The organism is Streptomyces caelestis, from assembly GCF_001279005.1.
Taxonomy (GTDB): domain Bacteria; phylum Actinomycetota; class Actinomycetes; order Streptomycetales; family Streptomycetaceae; genus Streptomyces; species Streptomyces heliomycini.
Genome location: NZ_LGCN01000251.1, coordinates 78,634 through 95,079, shown reverse-complemented (window position 1 = coordinate 95,079; position 16,446 = coordinate 78,634). Strand labels below are relative to the sequence as shown.

The 16,446-nt window shown below is 72.6% G+C and carries 12 protein-coding genes and 1 pseudogene; 6 read left to right on the top strand and 7 right to left on the bottom strand.

What is annotated here, in order from left to right:
• The first annotated feature begins 154 nt into the window (after positions 1 to 154).
• The 4 genes and pseudogenes from ADK41_RS34460 to ADK41_RS34445 form a co-directional block, all read left to right on the top strand.
• Positions 155 to 1,507 (top strand): DUF2252 domain-containing protein, encoded by a 1,353-nt coding sequence (locus ADK41_RS34460; RefSeq protein WP_030820642.1) that lies wholly within the window; start codon positions 155 to 157, stop codon positions 1,505 to 1,507.
• A gap of 68 nt (positions 1,508 to 1,575) precedes the next feature.
• The gene (locus ADK41_RS34455) at positions 1,576 to 2,277 is read left to right on the top strand and encodes a hypothetical protein (RefSeq protein WP_030820640.1); all 702 of its coding nucleotides are present in this window, start codon (positions 1,576 to 1,578) and stop codon (positions 2,275 to 2,277) included.
• Between the two features lie 95 nt (positions 2,278 to 2,372).
• Positions 2,373 to 3,188, top strand: a complete 816-nt coding sequence (locus tag ADK41_RS34450; protein WP_030820638.1) for a DsbA family protein — start codon at positions 2,373 to 2,375, stop codon at positions 3,186 to 3,188.
• A gap of 90 nt (positions 3,189 to 3,278) precedes the next feature.
• Positions 3,279 to 5,002: pseudogene (locus ADK41_RS34445) on the top strand (alkaline phosphatase D family protein); the annotation flags it as partial.
• 15 nt (positions 5,003 to 5,017) lie between these two features.
• Here the strand turns inward: ADK41_RS34445 and ADK41_RS40330 are convergent.
• Positions 5,018 to 5,593 carry a dienelactone hydrolase family protein gene (locus tag ADK41_RS40330; RefSeq protein WP_078661824.1) on the bottom strand — a complete coding sequence of 192 codons (576 nt, stop codon included), beginning with the start codon at positions 5,591 to 5,593 and terminating at the stop codon, positions 5,018 to 5,020.
• A gap of 107 nt (positions 5,594 to 5,700) precedes the next feature.
• On the opposite strand from ADK41_RS40330, the gene ADK41_RS34440 reads away from it, so the two are divergent.
• Entirely contained in the window at positions 5,701 to 6,834 is a 1,134-nt protein-coding gene (locus ADK41_RS34440) for a mechanosensitive ion channel family protein (protein WP_030820635.1), read from the top strand.
• Positions 6,835 to 6,840: 6 nt separating this feature from the next.
• Here ADK41_RS34440 and ADK41_RS34435 read toward each other — a convergent pair whose 3' ends face one another.
• The 6 genes from ADK41_RS34435 to ADK41_RS44425 all read right to left on the bottom strand — a co-directional run bounded on the left by ADK41_RS34435 (position 6,841) and on the right by ADK41_RS44425 (position 11,887).
• A complete protein-coding gene (locus ADK41_RS34435; RefSeq protein ID WP_030820633.1) occupies positions 6,841 to 7,581 on the bottom strand; it encodes an SDR family NAD(P)-dependent oxidoreductase in 741 nt (246 codons plus the stop codon).
• 41 nt (positions 7,582 to 7,622) lie between these two features.
• The gene (locus ADK41_RS34430; RefSeq protein ID WP_030820631.1) at positions 7,623 to 9,209 is read right to left on the bottom strand and encodes a Na+/H+ antiporter; all 1,587 of its coding nucleotides are present in this window, start codon (positions 9,207 to 9,209) and stop codon (positions 7,623 to 7,625) included.
• A 63-nt stretch (positions 9,210 to 9,272) separates the two neighbouring features.
• Positions 9,273 to 9,764, bottom strand: a complete 492-nt coding sequence (locus tag ADK41_RS34425) for a GNAT family N-acetyltransferase (protein WP_030820629.1) — start codon at positions 9,762 to 9,764, stop codon at positions 9,273 to 9,275.
• Positions 9,761 to 10,705, bottom strand: coding sequence for an RluA family pseudouridine synthase (locus ADK41_RS34420; protein WP_030820627.1), 945 nt, complete (start codon positions 10,703 to 10,705; stop codon positions 9,761 to 9,763). The genes ADK41_RS34425 and ADK41_RS34420 overlap by 4 nt, the downstream gene beginning before the upstream one ends.
• A gap of 43 nt (positions 10,706 to 10,748) precedes the next feature.
• Positions 10,749 to 11,345, bottom strand: coding sequence for a signal peptidase II (lspA, locus tag ADK41_RS34415; RefSeq protein WP_030820625.1), 597 nt, complete (start codon positions 11,343 to 11,345; stop codon positions 10,749 to 10,751).
• A 65-nt stretch (positions 11,346 to 11,410) separates the two neighbouring features.
• The gene (locus ADK41_RS44425) at positions 11,411 to 11,887 is read right to left on the bottom strand and encodes a TraR/DksA family transcriptional regulator (protein ID WP_030820624.1); all 477 of its coding nucleotides are present in this window, start codon (positions 11,885 to 11,887) and stop codon (positions 11,411 to 11,413) included.
• A gap of 1,224 nt (positions 11,888 to 13,111) precedes the next feature.
• On the opposite strand from ADK41_RS44425, the gene ileS reads away from it, so the two are divergent.
• On the top strand, positions 13,112 to 16,258 hold the full coding sequence (gene ileS / locus ADK41_RS34400) for an isoleucine--tRNA ligase (RefSeq protein WP_030820620.1): 3,147 nt from the start codon (positions 13,112 to 13,114) through the stop codon (positions 16,256 to 16,258).
• The last annotated feature ends 188 nt before the right edge of the window (positions 16,259 to 16,446 follow it).

The following is a 16,446-nucleotide window of genomic DNA, read 5'->3' as shown; positions in this document are numbered from 1 at the left end:
GGACAGCGTCGAAGTCTATGCCCCGGCACTGACACGAGGAGCGCGTCCCGACGTACCTTCGGGCGGTGGCGCGGGCACTCCCGTGTCCCGTCGCGCGTTAGGCAGGGGACGGACCAGCCGTCCCGAGACATCCCGCACCTGGAGGCACACAGCGATGTCGGTCCCGCAGCTCAACGACGAGCACCGCGGTGAGGAGATCCTCGCCGTCCTCGACACCGCCTTCGGCGAGCTCCTGGCCGCCGACCCGGCCGCGTTCCGGGTGAAGTTCCGGAAGATGGCGGCCTCGGCGTTCGCCTTCTACCGCGGGACGGCGTGCCTCTTCTACCACGACCTGGACGCGGCGGAGGGCGCCGGGCGGGACGGCGGGAGGACATACGGCGGCCCGTACCTGGACGAGCGCACCTCGCGCGTGTGGATCCACGGCGATCTCCACGCGGAGAACTTCGGCACGTACATGGACTCCAACGGCCGCCTGGTCTTCAACGTCAACGACTTCGACGAGGCCTACGTCGGCCCCTTCACCTGGGACCTCAAGCGCTTCGCGGCCTCCGTGGCGCTGATCGGCTACGCGAAGGCGCTCAGCGACGAGCAGATCACCGAGCTGGTCACGATCTACGCGGCCGCCTACCGGGAGCGCGTCCACGCGCTGGCCACCGGCGCGAAGAGCGACGAGGTGCCGCCGTTCACGCTGGACACCGCCCAGGGGCCGCTGCTCGACGCGCTGCGCGACGCCCGCTCGCTGACCCGGTTCGGGCTGCTGGACTCGATGACGGAGATCCGCGACTTCGAGCGCCGCTTCGCCCCCGGCGGCGGCGCGGTCGAGCTGGACGCCGCCACCCGCTACAAGGTGCTCGCCGCCTTCGACGGCTATCTGGAGACGCTGCCGGACGCCTCCCTGGCCCGCCCGGACTCCTACCGCGTGAAGGACGTCGTGGGCCGCCGCGGCATCGGCATCGGCTCGGCCGGGCTGCCGTCGTACAACATCCTCCTGGAGGGGCACAGCGACGCCCTGGAGAACGATGTGGTGATCTACATCAAGCAGGCCCAGACCCCGGCCGTCTCCCGGCACGTCACCGACCGGGCGATCCGGGACTACTTCCGGCACGAGGGCCACCGCACGGTGATCTCCCAGCGCGCCCTCCAGGCGCACGCCGACCCGTGGCTGGGCTGGACCGAGCTGGACGGTGCGGGCCAGCTGGTCGCCGAGGTCTCGCCGTACGCCGTGGACCTGGACTGGGGCGACATCGACGACCCGGAGGAGATCGCCCTGGTCGTCGCCGACCTCGGCCGGGCCACGGCCACGATGCACGCGGCGGCGGACGACACCTCCGGCGAGTCCCTGGTGCCGTTCTCCACCGAGCGCGCCATCGACGCCGCGATCGCCGCCGACGAGGACTCCCTGGTCCCCCTCCTGGTCGAGTTCGCGCACGACTACGGGGCCAGGGCGCGCGGCGACCACCAGATCTTCCTGGACCTGTTCCGCAACGGCAGGATTCCGGGTCTGTGACCGTCGGGACGTCCACAGGAACCCTTTAGGGATCCCTTACCGGAGCACGTGACACACTCTTCACCGCCATGGACATATCCGGAACCCAGCTCAGAGCCGTGCGCGCGGCGCTGTTCACGGCCGTCGTCGTGACGCTCAGCACCGCGTCGCACGTGCTGCTGTCCGGGGTCCCGCTGCCGCTGAACACGGTGGCCGCGATCGCCGCCACCGTGTTCGTGCTGACGTACGCCCTGGCGGGGCGGGAGCGTTCCTTCGGGCGGATCGCCGCCCTGCTGATCCCGCTGGAACTGGCCGCCGACACCGTCTTCACCACCGGCCAGCACGTCTGCTACGGCCGGATGGGCGGGCCCGTGGCGGGCCCGCTGCGCTCCGTCGGCTTCGACGTGCTGTGCGGGGACGGCGCCAGCGTGGGCGCCCCGCTCGCCCGGGCCACCGGGCACGCCGCCGAGGACGGCGACCGGCTGGCGACGCTGCTGGCCCAGGCCGACCCGGCGACCGCCTGGGCACTGCTCGGCGCGCACATCGGGGTCGGTCTGTTCGCCGCCGCCTGGCTGCGCCGCGGCGAGCGGGCGCTGGCCCAGCTGCTGAGCGCGGTGGCGGCCACGACGTTCCGGCCGCTGCTGTTCGCGGTCGCCGCGGTGACCGTGCGCCGGGCCCCGGAGGCCGTCCGCCCGGCCCGCCCGGCCCGCCGCACCGCGGCCGCCCGGACCCTGCTGCTCGCGCACTCCCTGGGGCGGCGCGGACCGCCGTGCTCCGTCGCCTTCGCCTGAGGCGTTCCCGCCCCGGCGAACCCCCTGAGCACCAGCAGTCCCCCCGTACGCATCCCGCACACGACCCGTGTGCGTCCCCCCGTGGAGACATCACCATGAGCAAGCGGAACAGCCAGGCGGCGAAGACGGCGGCCCGGGAGCGGCTGCGCGTGGAGCGCGAGCGCCAGGCGAAGAAGGCGAAGGCCAAGCGGCAGCTCGTCGTCGCCCTGTCGGTCGTCGGCGTGCTGGCCGCGGCCGGCGGCATCGGCTACGCGGTCGTCCAGGCCAACAAGCCGGGCGCCTGGGAGGCGGCGAAGGACGCCAAGCTCGTCAAGCCGGCCAACACCAGCGGCGAGAACGGCACGACCGTCGTCATCGGCGAGTCCGACGCGAAGAAGACCCTCGAACTGTACGAGGACCCGCGCTGCCCGGTCTGCGCCTCCTTCGAGCAGACGGTCGGCAAGACCATCGAGAAGGACGTCGAGGACGGCAAGTACAAGATCCGCTTCATAGGCGCCTCGTTCCTCGACCGCAGCATGAGCGGCGAGGGCTCCAAGAACGCCCTGAGCGCCCTGGGCGCCGCGCTGAACGTCAGCCCCGAGGCGTTCCTCGCCTACAAGAGCGCGCTCTACTCGGCCGAGTACCACCCCGAGGAGACGGACGACAAGTTCAAGGACGACGCGTACCTGATCAAGGTCGCCAACAGCGTCGACGCCCTGAAGGACGACAAGGAGTTCCAGTCGGCCGTCAAGGACGGCACCTACGACAAGTGGGCGCTGGAGATGTCCGACGTGTTCGACGACAGCGAGGACGTCCGGGGCACCCCGACGCTGATGATGGACGGCAAGAAGCTCACCGGCTCCGACGGACAGAACGCGCCCATGACGGTGGACGAGTTCAACACGGCCATCGACGCGGCCCTCAAGGCCTGAACCCCGGCCGGCTGGCGGCGCGCCGAAGAGCGGGCGAACTTTCACGGGTTCGCCCGCTCTCACGTGTACCTGTCAGTAACCTGATCGGCTGTGACCAGTCGCCACAGATCATCCGAGAGCGCCGCCTGCGCCACCGCGGACACCGACTCCCCTTCCCCGCGCCGTCGTTCGGCCGTCAAGGCGGCAGCCGCCACCGCGGTGCCGGCCGGACCGCTCGCCGCCGCCCTCCCCGCGCGCGCCGCGACCGCGCAGGCGCCCGCCTTCCTGCACGGCGTGGCCTCCGGCGCCCCTCCCCCACTGCCTCAAGGGCGTGGGGGGACCCCCACCCGGACGGCGTCCTGCTGTGGACCCGGGTGACGCCGGCGCCGGAGGCGATACCCGGCTCCGGGCTCGGCCCGGACACCGAGGTGAGCTGGACCGTCGCCCGGGACAAGGCGTTCACCGACGTCGTCGCGAAGGGCTCGACCCTCGCCACCGCCGCCTGCGACCACACCGTCAAGGCGGACATCCGCGGCCTGCGGCCGGCCACCGACTACTGGTTCCGCTTCTCCGCCGGCGGCGCCGACTCCCCCGTCGCCCGCACCCGCACCGCCCTGGCCGCCGACGCCGCCGTGACCGGGCTGCGCTTCGGCGTGGTCTCCTGCGCCAACCGGGAGGCCGGCCACTTCTCGGCGTACCGCCGCCTCGCGGCCCGCGGCGACCTGGACGCCTGGCTGCACCCGGGCGACTACATCTACGAGTACGGCACCGGCGAGTACAGCGCCCGCGGCGAGGTCGTCCGGCCGCACACGCCCGCCCACGAGATCGTCACCCTCGCCGACCACCGGCTCCGGCACGCGACGTACAAGACCGCCCCCGACCTCCAGGCGCTGCACGCCAAGGCGCCGGTCGTCGCCATCCGGGACGCCCACGAGTTCGCCGACGACACCTGGTCGGGCGGCGCCGAGAACCACACCGAGGGCGCGGAGGGCGCCTGGGCGGCCCGCCGGGACGCCGCCCGGCAGGCCTCCTTCGAGTGGATGCCGGTACGGCCCGCGATCGCCGGCACCACCTACCGCCGGCTCCGCTTCGGCAAGCCGGCCGACCTCTCGCTGCTCGACCTGCGCTCGTTCCGCTCCCCGCAGGTCTCCCCGGGCGACGGCGAGGTCGACGCCCCGGACCGCACGCTCACCGGGGGCGCCCCACTGGAGTGGCTGAAGGCCGGTCTGACGGCGTCCGACACCACCTGGCGGCTGGTCGGCACCTCGGTGATGATCTCGCCGTTCGCCCTCGGCTCCCTTCCCGCGAGCCTCCTCAAGCCGCTCGCGAAGCTGCTGGGCCTGCCGCAGGAGGGCCTCGCCCTCAACACCGACCAGTGGGACGGCTACACCGACGACCGCCGCGAACTCCTCGCGCACCTGCGCGCGAACGCCGTCCGCAACACGGCCTTCCTCACCGGCGACATCCACATGGCGTGGGCCGACGACGTGCCGGTGAACGCCGGGACCTGTCCGCTGTCGGCGTCGGCCGCCACGGAGTTCGTGGTCACCTCGGTCACCTCGGTCACCTCCGACAACCTCGACGACATCGTGAAGGTCTCCGAGGGCACCGTCTCCGGGCTCGCCGCACCGCTGATCCGGGCCGCCAACCGGCACGTCCACTGGGTCGACGCCGACCGGCACGGCTACGGCGTGCCGGACATCACCGCCGAGCGGGCGCAGATGGACTGCTACGTGCTGTCGGACCGTACGGCGGCGGACGCCGCGGCGGAGTGGGCCCGCTCCTACCGCACCCGCAGCGGCACGCAGAAGGTCGAGCGCGCCCACGCCCCGGTCCGATCCTCGCCCGGGTCAGTCCTCCAGGGAGTCGAGGAAGCCGAGCGCCACCCGCCAGGTGGCCTCGGCGGCCTCCTCGTCGTAGTCCGGCAGATCGGGGTCGGTGTAGAGGTGGCCGGCCCCCGCGTACCGGTACACCTCGACGTCGGCCCCGGTCCGGCCCATCCGCAGGTACCAGGCGGTGAGCCAGTCGTCGGTCTCGAACGGGTCGGGCTCGGCGACGTGCAGCTGTACCGGCAGTCCGTCCGCCGAGGCGCTCTCCGCGATGTCCGACGTGCCGTGCAGGAGCAGCAGTCCGCGCGCCTTGTCGTCGCCGAGGGCCAGCGTCTGGGCGACGGAGGCGCCGAAGGAGAACCCCGCGTACACCAGCCCCCGCCCGGAGTAGGGCGCGGCGGCCAGCACGGCCCGCTTCAGCAGCTCCTCCTTGCCGGTCGCGTCCTGGTACGCCATGCCCTCCTCGACCGTGTCGAACGTGCGGCCCTCGAAGAGGTCGGGCGTCCACACCTCGTGTCCGGCCGCGCGCAGCCGGTCCGCGGCCCGGTGCACCGCGGGCCGCAGACCGTGGGTCGAGTGAAAGAGCATGATGTTCATGCGGTCCATGGTGCCAGCCCGGTGTGACGACGCCGGATCGAGGCACTACCCGTGATGGTGCGGAAGTCACATGTTCATGCCCGTCCGGGCCGGTTAGGTTCGGGGGCATGGATGACGTGCTCCGCCCATTGATCGTGGTCGGCGGCTCGGTCGTGCTCACACTGCTGCTCGGCTGGGCCACCGACCTGCTGCTGCGCAAGGCCGACGAACGCCACCACGAGACTCCGCTGTGGGGCCTGCTGCGCCGCGCCCGGGTCCCCTACCAGCTGCTGCTCTGCGCGGCGCTGCTCAGAGGGTCGTACGACGAGGCACGGCTGCTGCCGGACCGCGAGATCGCCCTCGGCCGGATCCTGACGCTCGTGCTGATCGGGTCGGCCGCCTGGCTGGCGATCCGGATCGCGGCCGCGGTCGTCGAGACCACGTACGCCCGGTACGCCAGCACCCACCGCCAGCGCAACCCCGCCCGGGTCCGCCGGGTGCGCACCCAGGTGACGCTGATCCGGCGGGTGGTCTCGGCGATCGTCGGTGTGGTGGCGGTGGCCGCGATGCTGCTGACCTTCCCCGCGATGCGGGCGGCCGGGGCCTCGTTGCTGGCCTCGGCCGGCATCCTCGGCATCGTCGCCGGTGTGGCCGCCCAGTCCACGCTGGGCAACATGTTCGCCGGACTGCAGATCGCCTTCGGCGACATGGTGCGCATCGGCGACACGGTGGTCGTGGACGGCGAGTGGGGCACGGTCGAGGAGATCACGCTGACCTTCCTGACCGTGCGCACCTGGGACGAGCGCCGGATCACCATGCCGGTGTCGTACTTCACCTCCAAGCCGTTCGAGAACTGGTCGCGCGGTACGCCGCAGATGACCGGCACCGTCTTCTGGCACCTCGACCACTCGGCGCCGCTGGAGGCGATGCGCGACAAGCTCCGTGACGTCCTCCGGGAGTGCCCGGCCTGGGACGGCCGCGCCTTCAACCTGACCGTGACGGACAGCACCCCCAGCACCATGGAGGTGCGCGCCCTGGTGACGGCCAGGGACGCCGACGACATCTGGACGGTGCGGGTCGCGGTCCGCGAGCAGATGATCCGCTGGCTGACGGACGAGCATCCCTACGCCCTCCCCCGGGTCAACACGGCGGACGCGGTGCCCGCGCCCCGCTTCGACGGGTACCGCGTCCCCGACGGCCACCGCGTCCCCGACGGTGTGCCCGCGGCCCGCCGCGCGCACCGCCACCCCCGGGAGCGCTGACGGCCCTCAGTGGCCCCGCTCGGCCCCGCCGTTGACCTGGATGATCTGCGAGGTGACGTGCGCGGCGCCCGGGGACGCCAGCCAGTGCAGGGTCGCGGCGACGTCCCCGGGCGTCCCGGCGCGTCCGTCGGACGTCTCGGCGATCAGCCGGGCCCGCCGCTCCTCGTCCATGCCGTCGCCGAAGAACCCGGTGTCCTCGATGTAGCCCGGCGCGACCACGTTCACCGTGATGCCGTGCGGCCCCAGTTCCCGGGCCAGGGCGTGGGCGTACGGATGCAGCGACGCCTTGGCCGCCGCGTACGACCCCCGTCCGGACCCCCGGTAGGCGGCGATGGAGCCGAGGAACAGCACCCTCCCGCCCGGTTCGGCGAGCCGTTCCCGCAGGGCCTCGGTGAGCAGTACGGCGGTCAGCGCATTGAGGCGGAAGTTGACCGTCCAGTCACGGGCGACCGCGTCGAGGGGGTCGTCGCCGCCGACGGGGGGTTCGAGGAGTCCGTTGCCGCCGGCGCAGTGGATCAGCACGTCCACGGCGCCGAACTCCCGGCCCACGAAACCGGCCACGCCGCGCACGGCCTCCGGGTCGGCCAGATCGGCGGCGTACGTCAGGGCGCCCGGCACCTTCGCCCGCTCCAGTACGTCCCCGCGCCGTCCGAGCAGCAGCACCTGGTCCCCGTCGGCGGCGAACACCTGCGCGGCGGCCAGCCCGATCCCGGTACCGCCTCCGCTGATCACAACGTTCCGAGTCATGAGGCGATCCTAGGAACACGCAGCCCCCGGCGCCGCGCAGCTCACCGCAGGCTGCGCACATCCAGCTGCCGCAGCACCCGGTCCACGACCTCCGGATCCGCCCCCGCCTCGCTCCGCGCGGCCAGCACCTCGTGCCGCGCCGCGCTCAGCATCTCCCGCTGGATCTCCCGCACCCGCTTCAGCCGCCGCGCCCGCTGCCGGTGCGCCTCCCGCCGTTCGTCGTCCGCGAGGTCGGGGCTGATCCGCACCCCGATGTCGAAGGCGCTGCGCAGCATCTGCTCGGACAGTTCCTCCGGCAGGTCCTCGGCCTCCTCGATCGTGCGCAGCCTGCGCTTCGCCGCCTTGGCCGCACGGACCGCCAGGTCGTGCTCGAACCGCTTCTCCCGCCCGCTGTCGTCCCGCACCCCCAGCCGCCCCACCAGCCACGGCAGGCTCAGCCCCTGCACCAGCAGAGTCGCCATGATCACACCGAACGCGATGAAGATGATCTCGCCCCGGCCGGGGAAGTCGCCTCCGGCGCCGGTCTCCAGCGGGATCGCCAGCGCCAGCGCGGCGGAGGCCACCCCGCGCATCCCGGCCCACCACATCACCACGGTCTCGCGCCAGCTCACCGGGATCTCCTCGGCGGTGTCCCGGGCGGCGTGCAGCCGTTTCGTCAGCCAGGTCGCCGGCAGCAGCCACAACAGCCGGACCAGGACGACCACGCCCACGATCACCGCCGCCCAGGTGAGCAGCTCGCCCCAGTGACCGGCCGCGGTCCGCACCGCGTTGTGCAGTTCGAGCCCGACCAGCCCGAACGCGACCCCGGTGACGAGGGTGTCGACGATGTCCCAGAAGGTGTGCCCGGCCAGCCGGGTCATGACGTCGTCGGCGTCGGTGGCGTACTCCGCCAGGAACAGCGCGGTGGTGAGCACGGCGAGCACGCCCGAGCCGTGCAGTTCCTCGGCCGCGACATAGGCGGCGTACGGCACGAGCAGGCTCAGCCCGATCTGCAGGGTCGCGTCCCCGAGGAAGTCCATCAGCTTGTTGGCGCCCCAGCCCAGCGCGAGCCCGACCGCCACCGCCACCACGGCCGACAGCACCAGGTCGAGCCCGGCCTCCCAGGCCGAGAAACCGCCGCTCACGGCGGCGGCGATCGCCACGTTGTAGAGGACGATCGCCGTGACGTCGTTGAAGAGCCCCTCGCCCTCCAGGATCGACACCAGCCGGCGCGGCAGCCCCAGCTTCCCGGCGACGGCGGTCGCCGCGACCGGGTCGGGCGGCGCGACCAGGGCGCCGAGGGCCACGGCGGCGGCCAGCGGCAGCCCCGGCACGATCGCGTGGGCGACGACGGCCACGCACAGCGTGGTGACGAAGACCAGCGCCACCGCGAGCAGCAGGATCGGTCTGACGTTCGCCGCGAACTGCCGCCAGGAGGTCCGTCGTACGGCGGCGTAGAGCAGGGGCGGAAGCAGCAGCGGGAGGATCAGGTCAGGCGGGACGTCGACGTTCGGCACGAAGTCCAGCAGGGCCAGTACGGCCCCGAGGACCGTCATCAGCACCGGCGCGGGCAGTCCCAGCCGCTCCCCCACCGGGACGCTCACCACGGCCCCGAGCAGCAGGGCGAACAGCAGGGTCAACTGGTCCACGGTCACGGCTCCGGGCGGATCGACGATCGGCGGGTGGATCTCCACCCTGCCACGCCGATGCCCTCACCCGGCCGTTCGCAATCCCGCCGGCAGAACGCGCCGCATGGCGCGGTGCGGTATCCCGGCGTCCGGGAACTCGGGGCCGTAGGCCTCGTAGCCCAGCCGTTCGTAGAAACCGAGGGCGTGGGTCTGCGCGTGCAGGTCGACGGCGGTGAGGCCCTGCGCGCGGGCCGCGTCCTCGATGGCCCGCACCAGCGCCGCCCCGACCCCGAGGCCCCGGGCCCGGCGCGTCACCGCGAGCCGGCCGAGCGAGCCGACCGCCGGGTCGCCGCCGTTCTTCGCCGCGGCGGCCCCGCCGTGCAGCAGCCGTCCGGTGCCGAGCGGTGTGCCGTCCTGCCCGACCGCCAGCACATGGACGGCGCCGGCGTCGTAGGCGTCGTACTCGATGTCCTCGGGGACGCCCTGCTCGGCGACGAAGACCTCCTTGCGGACCGCGAAGCACGCCTCGCGGTCGGCGGGCTCCTCCGCCACGCGGACCGTGAAGGCGGCGCTCACGCGTAGGTCTCCTCGCGGACCTGGTCCAGCGCCTGCTGCAGGTCCTCCGGGTAGTCGCAGGAGAACTCCGCCCACTGCCCGTCGCCCGGGTGCTCGAAGCCGAGGCGCACGGCGTGCAGCCACTGGCGGGTCAGCCGGAGCCGCTTGGCGAGCGTGGGGTCGGCGCCGTAGGTCAGGTCGCCGACGCAGGGGTGCCGGTGGGCGGCCATGTGGACGCGGATCTGGTGGGTGCGGCCGGTCTCCAGCTTGACGTCGAGGAGGGAGGCGGCGCGGAAGGCCTCGATGAGGTCGTAGTGCGTGACGGACGGCTTGCCGTCGGCGGTGACCGCCCACTTGTAGTCGTGCTGCGGATGGCGGCCGATGGGGGCGTCGATGGTGCCGCTGGTGGGATCGGGGTGGCCCTGGACGAGCGTGTGGTAGCGCTTGTCGACCGTGCGCTCCTTGAACTGGCGCTTCAGCGACGTGTACGCGCGCTCCGACTTGGCGACCACCATCAGGCCGGAGGTGCCGACGTCGAGGCGGTGCACGATGCCCTGGCGCTCGGCGGCGCCGGAGGTCGAGATGCGGTACCCGGCGGCGGCCAGGCCGCCGATCACCGTCGGGCCGGTCCAGCCCGGCGAGGGGTGGGCGGCGACGCCGACCGGCTTCACGATCACGACCACGTCGTCGTCGTCGTGCACGATCTCCATGCCCTCGACCGGCTCGGCGACGACCTGGACCGGCGTGGGCGCCTGCGGCATCTCCACCTCGAGCCAGGCGCCGCCACTGACCCGCTCGGACTTGCCGACCACCGATCCGTCGACCGTGACCTTCCCCGCGGCGGCGAGCTCGGCCGCCTTGGTACGGGAGAAGCCGAACATGCGGGAGATGACGGCGTCGACGCGCTCGCCCTCCAGGCCGTCGGGCACGGGCAGGGTACGGATCTCGGGAATCGTGCTCACCCGTCGAGTATGCCGGACGGGTCCGACGACCCCGTACGCGCGTTCAGTCCTTGTGGACGGTGCCGTCCGGGTCGAGGCCCCGGAACGACAGCAGCACGATCAGGATGCCGCCGCACACGATCGCCGAGTCCGCCAGGTTGAACACGGCGAACCCCTTGGGCGCGATGAAGTCGACCACCGCGCCCTCGAAGACGCCCGGCGACCGGAAGATCCGGTCGGTGAGGTTGCCGAGGGCGCCGCCGAGCAGCAGGCCCAGCGCGATCGCCCACGGCAGGCTGTAGAGCTTGCGGGCGAGGCGGATGATCACCACGATCACGGACGCGGCGATCACCGTGAAGATCACGGTGAAGGCCTCGCCGAAGCCGAAGGCCGCGCCCGCGTTGCGGATCGCCTCGAACCTCAGCCACTCCCCGACGATCTCGATGGGCTCATGGTGCTCCAGCTCGGCCACCACGATCATCTTGCTGATCAGGTCGAGGGCGTAGGCGAACACGGCGACGGTGAACAGCACGGCGATCCGCCGCTTGCCCCGGGGCCGCCCGGCCTCCGCCGCCGTCCCCTCGGCGCCGGCCCGTTCCCGCTCCTCCCGGTCCGCGTCCGGGGTGTCCGGCGTACCGATGATGCGCTCCGCCTCTGCCACGTGAGTCCCTCAGCCTAGGTACCTGACTGAGGACGAGGGTACGGCACGCCCCGCGCGCCCGCCGATCAGTACCGCCGCTCCTGCTTCTGCTTGCACTCGACGCACAGGGTGGCCCGGGGAAAGGCCTGCATACGGGCCTTTCCGATGGGATTGCCGCAGTTCTCGCACAGGCCGTAGGTACCGGCGTCGAGGCGCTGCAGGGCGCGCTCGAACTGGCTGAGCATCTCGCGCGCGTTCGCGGCGAGCGCGAGTTCGTGCTCGCGCGTGATGTTCTTGGTGCCGGTGTCGGCGTCGTCGTCGCCCGCGCCGTCGCCGGAGTCCCGCATCAGGCCGGCCAGCGACTGCTCGGAGGAGGTGATCTCCTCGCGCAGCCGCAGCACCTCGGACGTCAGCTCGGTCCGCGCCTCCTCGGCCTCCTCCGGGGTCCAGGGGTCCTCGCCCGGACGTACCGCGAGGTCGCCCGGCTCCGCCGCGCCGATCCGGGCCTTGGGTACGGGGCTCTTCGCCGCCGTGGCCGTGCCAGGAGTCTTCTTCGCACCCACCGTCGTCACTCCCGTCTGCGCCGCGGCATCCACCGCGCCCGCGTCATCGGCCGTGCTGTGCCCGGCCACATCCTGTACGGGCCCGCCGGTCCCGGCGGCACCGCCGCCCGAGCCCGGCGATCCGGCCTCTCGGCCCCCCTCGGGAACCACCCCCGGGCCGGCCCCCCGTCCCGACACCTTCTTCCCCGCCCCGTCCCCACCAGGCCCGGCCGCCTCGCCGGTCCCCTTCTCGGCCGCCGCCTTCCCGGCAGGGGCTTTCTTCGCAGGGGCCTTCTTCGTCGCGGACGCCTCCTCGGCATCCGCCTTCCGCGCGGGCGCATCCCCCGCCGCGGCCTTCCGCGCGGGCGCCTTTCCGGTCGCGGCTCTCCTGGCCGGCGCCTTCTTCGCGGATGTCTTCTTCCCGGGCGCCCCGGACCGCGGCCGCGCCGCCGCCGTCCCGTCGCCGGGCGCCGTGCGCGCCGTCGGCTCCTCCGCGGCGACCGGCGCCTTCCCGGCCGTCCCCTTCCCGGCGGACGGCCTCGTCGCCGTCGTCCGTGGCGTCGTGGCTCCGGCCGGCCCGCCCGGCCCCCCGGCCCCGTCGCCATGAGCGAGCCCGTGCCTGCCGGACGGTGCCGGCTGCTGTACGGCGGTCTTCTTCGCCACCATGGCCGCGGCCCCTTCACATATTGTGATCTTGCGCGCAAATCGTGCTGGGACGATAAATCGACTCGAGTCCCGCGGCAACGGGGCGCACCGCCCGATTCCCCCGCCCCGCGGACGCCGCGCGGCGAGCCTGCATGCGTTGTGCCCAGCTCCCCGCCGGGTATGCCACCGACACGGACGTCCCCGGATCCGAACGGGCACGCTTCGCCATTCGGGGGAGGCCGGGTCGCGGGGCGAGCGGAAATCCGGTCGGCCGCCCTCCCCGCCGCGCCGTACACTGGGCGGAGCGAAAAGCGTGGATGGGGACGAGTAGCGGCGTACGCAGCCCAGAGCGACCCGGGGACGGTGTGAGCCCGGGGGTGAGCGCGACGTGAAGATCACCCCGGAGCCGCCGGAAGAAACCCCGTGCGGGGCGGTAGAACCGGCATCGCGACCCCAATGAGGGGGCTCACCGGAGCACACGTGGCACCGGGGGGCCAAGGAGGGTGGTACCGCGGGAGCGCGCCGACGGCGGCGCAGGGATCGACACAGCTCTCGTCCCTCCGGACGGAAGGCAGCAAGTCCGCCGGAGGAAGCCAGCTGATGACAACGCCGACGTACCGCCAGGTACCCGCCCAGATCGACCTGCCCGCCCTCGAGCACGCGGTGCTCGACTTCTGGCGCGAGCAGAAGATCTTCGCCAAGAGCCTGGAGCAGTCCGAGGGGCGCCCCGAATGGGTGTTCTACGAGGGCCCGCCCACCGCCAACGGCATGCCCGGCGCCCACCACATCGAGGCCCGCGTCTTCAAGGACGTCTTCCCCCGCTTCCGCACCATGCGCGGCTACCACGTGGCCCGCAAGGCCGGCTGGGACTGCCACGGCCTCCCGGTGGAGCTGGCCGTGGAGAAGGAGCTCGGCTTCTCCGGCAAGCAGGACATCGAGGCGTACGGCATCGCCGAGTTCAACGCCAGGTGCCGCGAGTCGGTGACCCGCCACACCGACGCCTTCACCGAGCTGACGACCCGCATGGGCTACTGGGTCGACCTCGACGACGCCTACCGCACCATGGACCCGGAGTACGTCGAGTCCGTCTGGTGGTCGCTGAAGGAGATCTTCGACAAGGGCCTGCTGGTCCAGGACCACCGCGTCGCCCCCTGGTGCCCCCGCTGCGGCACCGGCCTGTCCGACCACGAGCTGGCGCAGGGCTACGAGACGGTCGTCGACCCGTCCGTCTACGTCCGCTTCCCGCTCACCTCCGGCCCGCTGGCCGGCGAGGCCTCGCTGGTCGTCTGGACGACGACCCCGTGGACCCTGGTCTCCAACACCGCGGTCGCCGCCCACCCCGAGGTCACCTACGTCGTCGCGACGAAGGGCCCCGAGGGCACGGAGAAGCTGGTCGTCGCCGAGCCGCTGCTCGCCAAGGCGCTCGGCGAGGGCTGGGAGGCCACCGGGGAGTCCTTCACCGGCGCCGAGATGGAGCGCTGGACCTACCGGCGCCCCTTCGAGCTGGTCGAGTTCCCGGCCGAGGCGCACTACGTGGTGAACGCCGAGTACGTCACCACCGAGGACGGCACGGGTCTGGTCCACCAGTCCCCCGCCTTCGGCGAGGACGACCTCAAGGTCTGCCGCTCCTACGGCCTGCCCGTCGTCAACCCGGTCCGCCCCGACGGGACCTTCGAGGAGGACGTCCCCCTGGTCGGCGGCGTCTTCTTCAAGAAGGCCGACGAGAAGCTCACCGCGGACCTCGACGAGCGCGGCCTGCTCTTCAAGCACGTCCCGTACGAGCACAGCTACCCGCACTGCTGGCGCTGCCACACCGCGCTGCTCTACTACGCGCAGCCGTCCTGGTACATCCGCACCACCGCCATCAAGGACCGTCTGCTCCAGGAGAACGAGAACACCAACTGGTTCCCGGACACGGTCAAGCACGGCCGCTACGGCGACTGGCTGAACAACAACATCGACTGGGCGCTGTCCCGCAACCGCTACTGGGGCACCCCGCTGCCGATCTGGCGCTGCGAGGACGACCACCTCACGGTCGTCGGCTCCCGCGCTGAGCTCACCGGGCTCACCGGCGCCGACCAGTCGGGGCTCGACCCGCACCGCCCGTACATCGACGAGGTCACCTTCGCCTGCCCGACGTGCGCGAAGACGGCCACGCGCGTGCCGGAGGTCATCGACGCCTGGTACGACTCGGGGTCGATGCCGTTCGCACAGTGGGGCTACCCGTACAAGAACAAGGAACTGTTCGAGGCCCGCTACCCGGCGCAGTTCATCAGCGAGGCCATCGACCAGACCCGCGGCTGGTTCTACACGCTGATGGCGATCGGCACCCTGGTCTTCGACAAGTCGTCGTACGAGAACGTCGTCTGCCTCGGTCACATCCTCGCCGAGGACGGCCGCAAGATGTCCAAGCACCTGGGCAACATCCTGCAGCCGATCCCGCTCATGGACCAGCACGGCGCCGACGCGGTCCGCTGGTTCATGGCGGCCGGCGGTTCCCCGTGGGCGGCCCGCCGGGTGGGCCACGGCACCATCCAGGAGGTCGTCCGCAAGACGCTGCTGACGTACTGGAACACGGTCGCCTTCCAGGCCCTGTACGCCCGTACGTCGAACTGGGCGCCGTCGGCGGCCGATCCGGCCCCGGCCGACAGGCCCGTTCTCGACCGCTGGCTCCTTTCCGAGCTGCACGCGCTCACCGACCAGGTGACCCAGGCGCTGGAGGGGTACGACACCCAGCGCGCCGGCAAGCTGCTGTCCGCGTTCGTCGACGACCTGTCCAACTGGTACGTCCGCCGCTCCCGGCGCCGCTTCTGGCAGGGCGACAAGGCCGCGCTGCGCACGCTGCACGAGGTCGTGGAGACGGTCACCCGGCTGATGGCCCCGCTGACCCCGTTCATCACCGAGCGGGTCTGGCAGGACCTGGTCGTTCCGGTCACCCCGGGCGCCCCGGAGTCGGTGCACCTGTCCTCCTGGCCCGAGGCGGACCTGTCCGCGATCGACCCCGAGCTGTCGAAGCAGATGGTGCTGGTGCGCCGGCTCGTGGAGCTGGGCCGGGCCACGCGCGCGGAGTCGGGCGTGAAGACCCGCCAGCCGCTGAAGCGCGCGCTGATCGCGGCGGGCGGCTTCGCCGGCCTCGACCCCGAACTGCACACGCAGATCACGGAGGAGCTGAACGTCGAGTCGCTGGCGTCGCTGTCCGAGGTGGGCGGCTCGCTGGTGGACACCACGGCGAAGGCCAACTTCCGTGCGCTGGGCAAGCGGTTCGGCAAGCGCGTCCAGGACGTCGCCAAGGCGGTCGCGCACGCGGACGCCGCCGCGCTGTCCCTGGCGCTGCGTGAGGGCACGGCCTCGGTGGAGGTCGACGGAGAGACGATCACCCTCGCTCCCGACGAGGTGATCATCACGGAGACCCCGCGCGAGGGCTGGTCGGTGGCGTCCGACGCCGGCGCCACGGTCGCCCTCGACCTGGAGATCACCGAGGAGCTGCGCCGCGCGGGCCTGGCCCGTGACGCGATCCGACTGATCCAGGAGGCCCGCAAGAACAGCGGCCTCGACGTGGCCGACCGGATCGCCCTGCGCTGGACGGCGACGGAGCCCGCGACGGTCGCCGCGCTGACGGAGCACGCGGAACTGATCTCCGACGAGGTCCTCGCCACGGACTTCGCCCGGGGCGAGGCGGACGACACGTACGGGAACGCGTTCACGGACGAGGGCCTGTCCCTGACGTTCCGCCTGCGCAAGGCGTAAAGCGCCGGTGGGCCCCGCGCCCTGAGGGGCGCGGGGAACTGCGCGATCAGCCACACACGATCCGCGGGCGCCTGCCCGCCTGCCCCCGCAGACGGGCAGGCGCGCACGCCGAAGGCCGGGGCCCACCAAGAATCTTGGGGCCCCGGCCTTCGGCGTTGCATACGTCGGACATGTCACCCAGGCCCGGA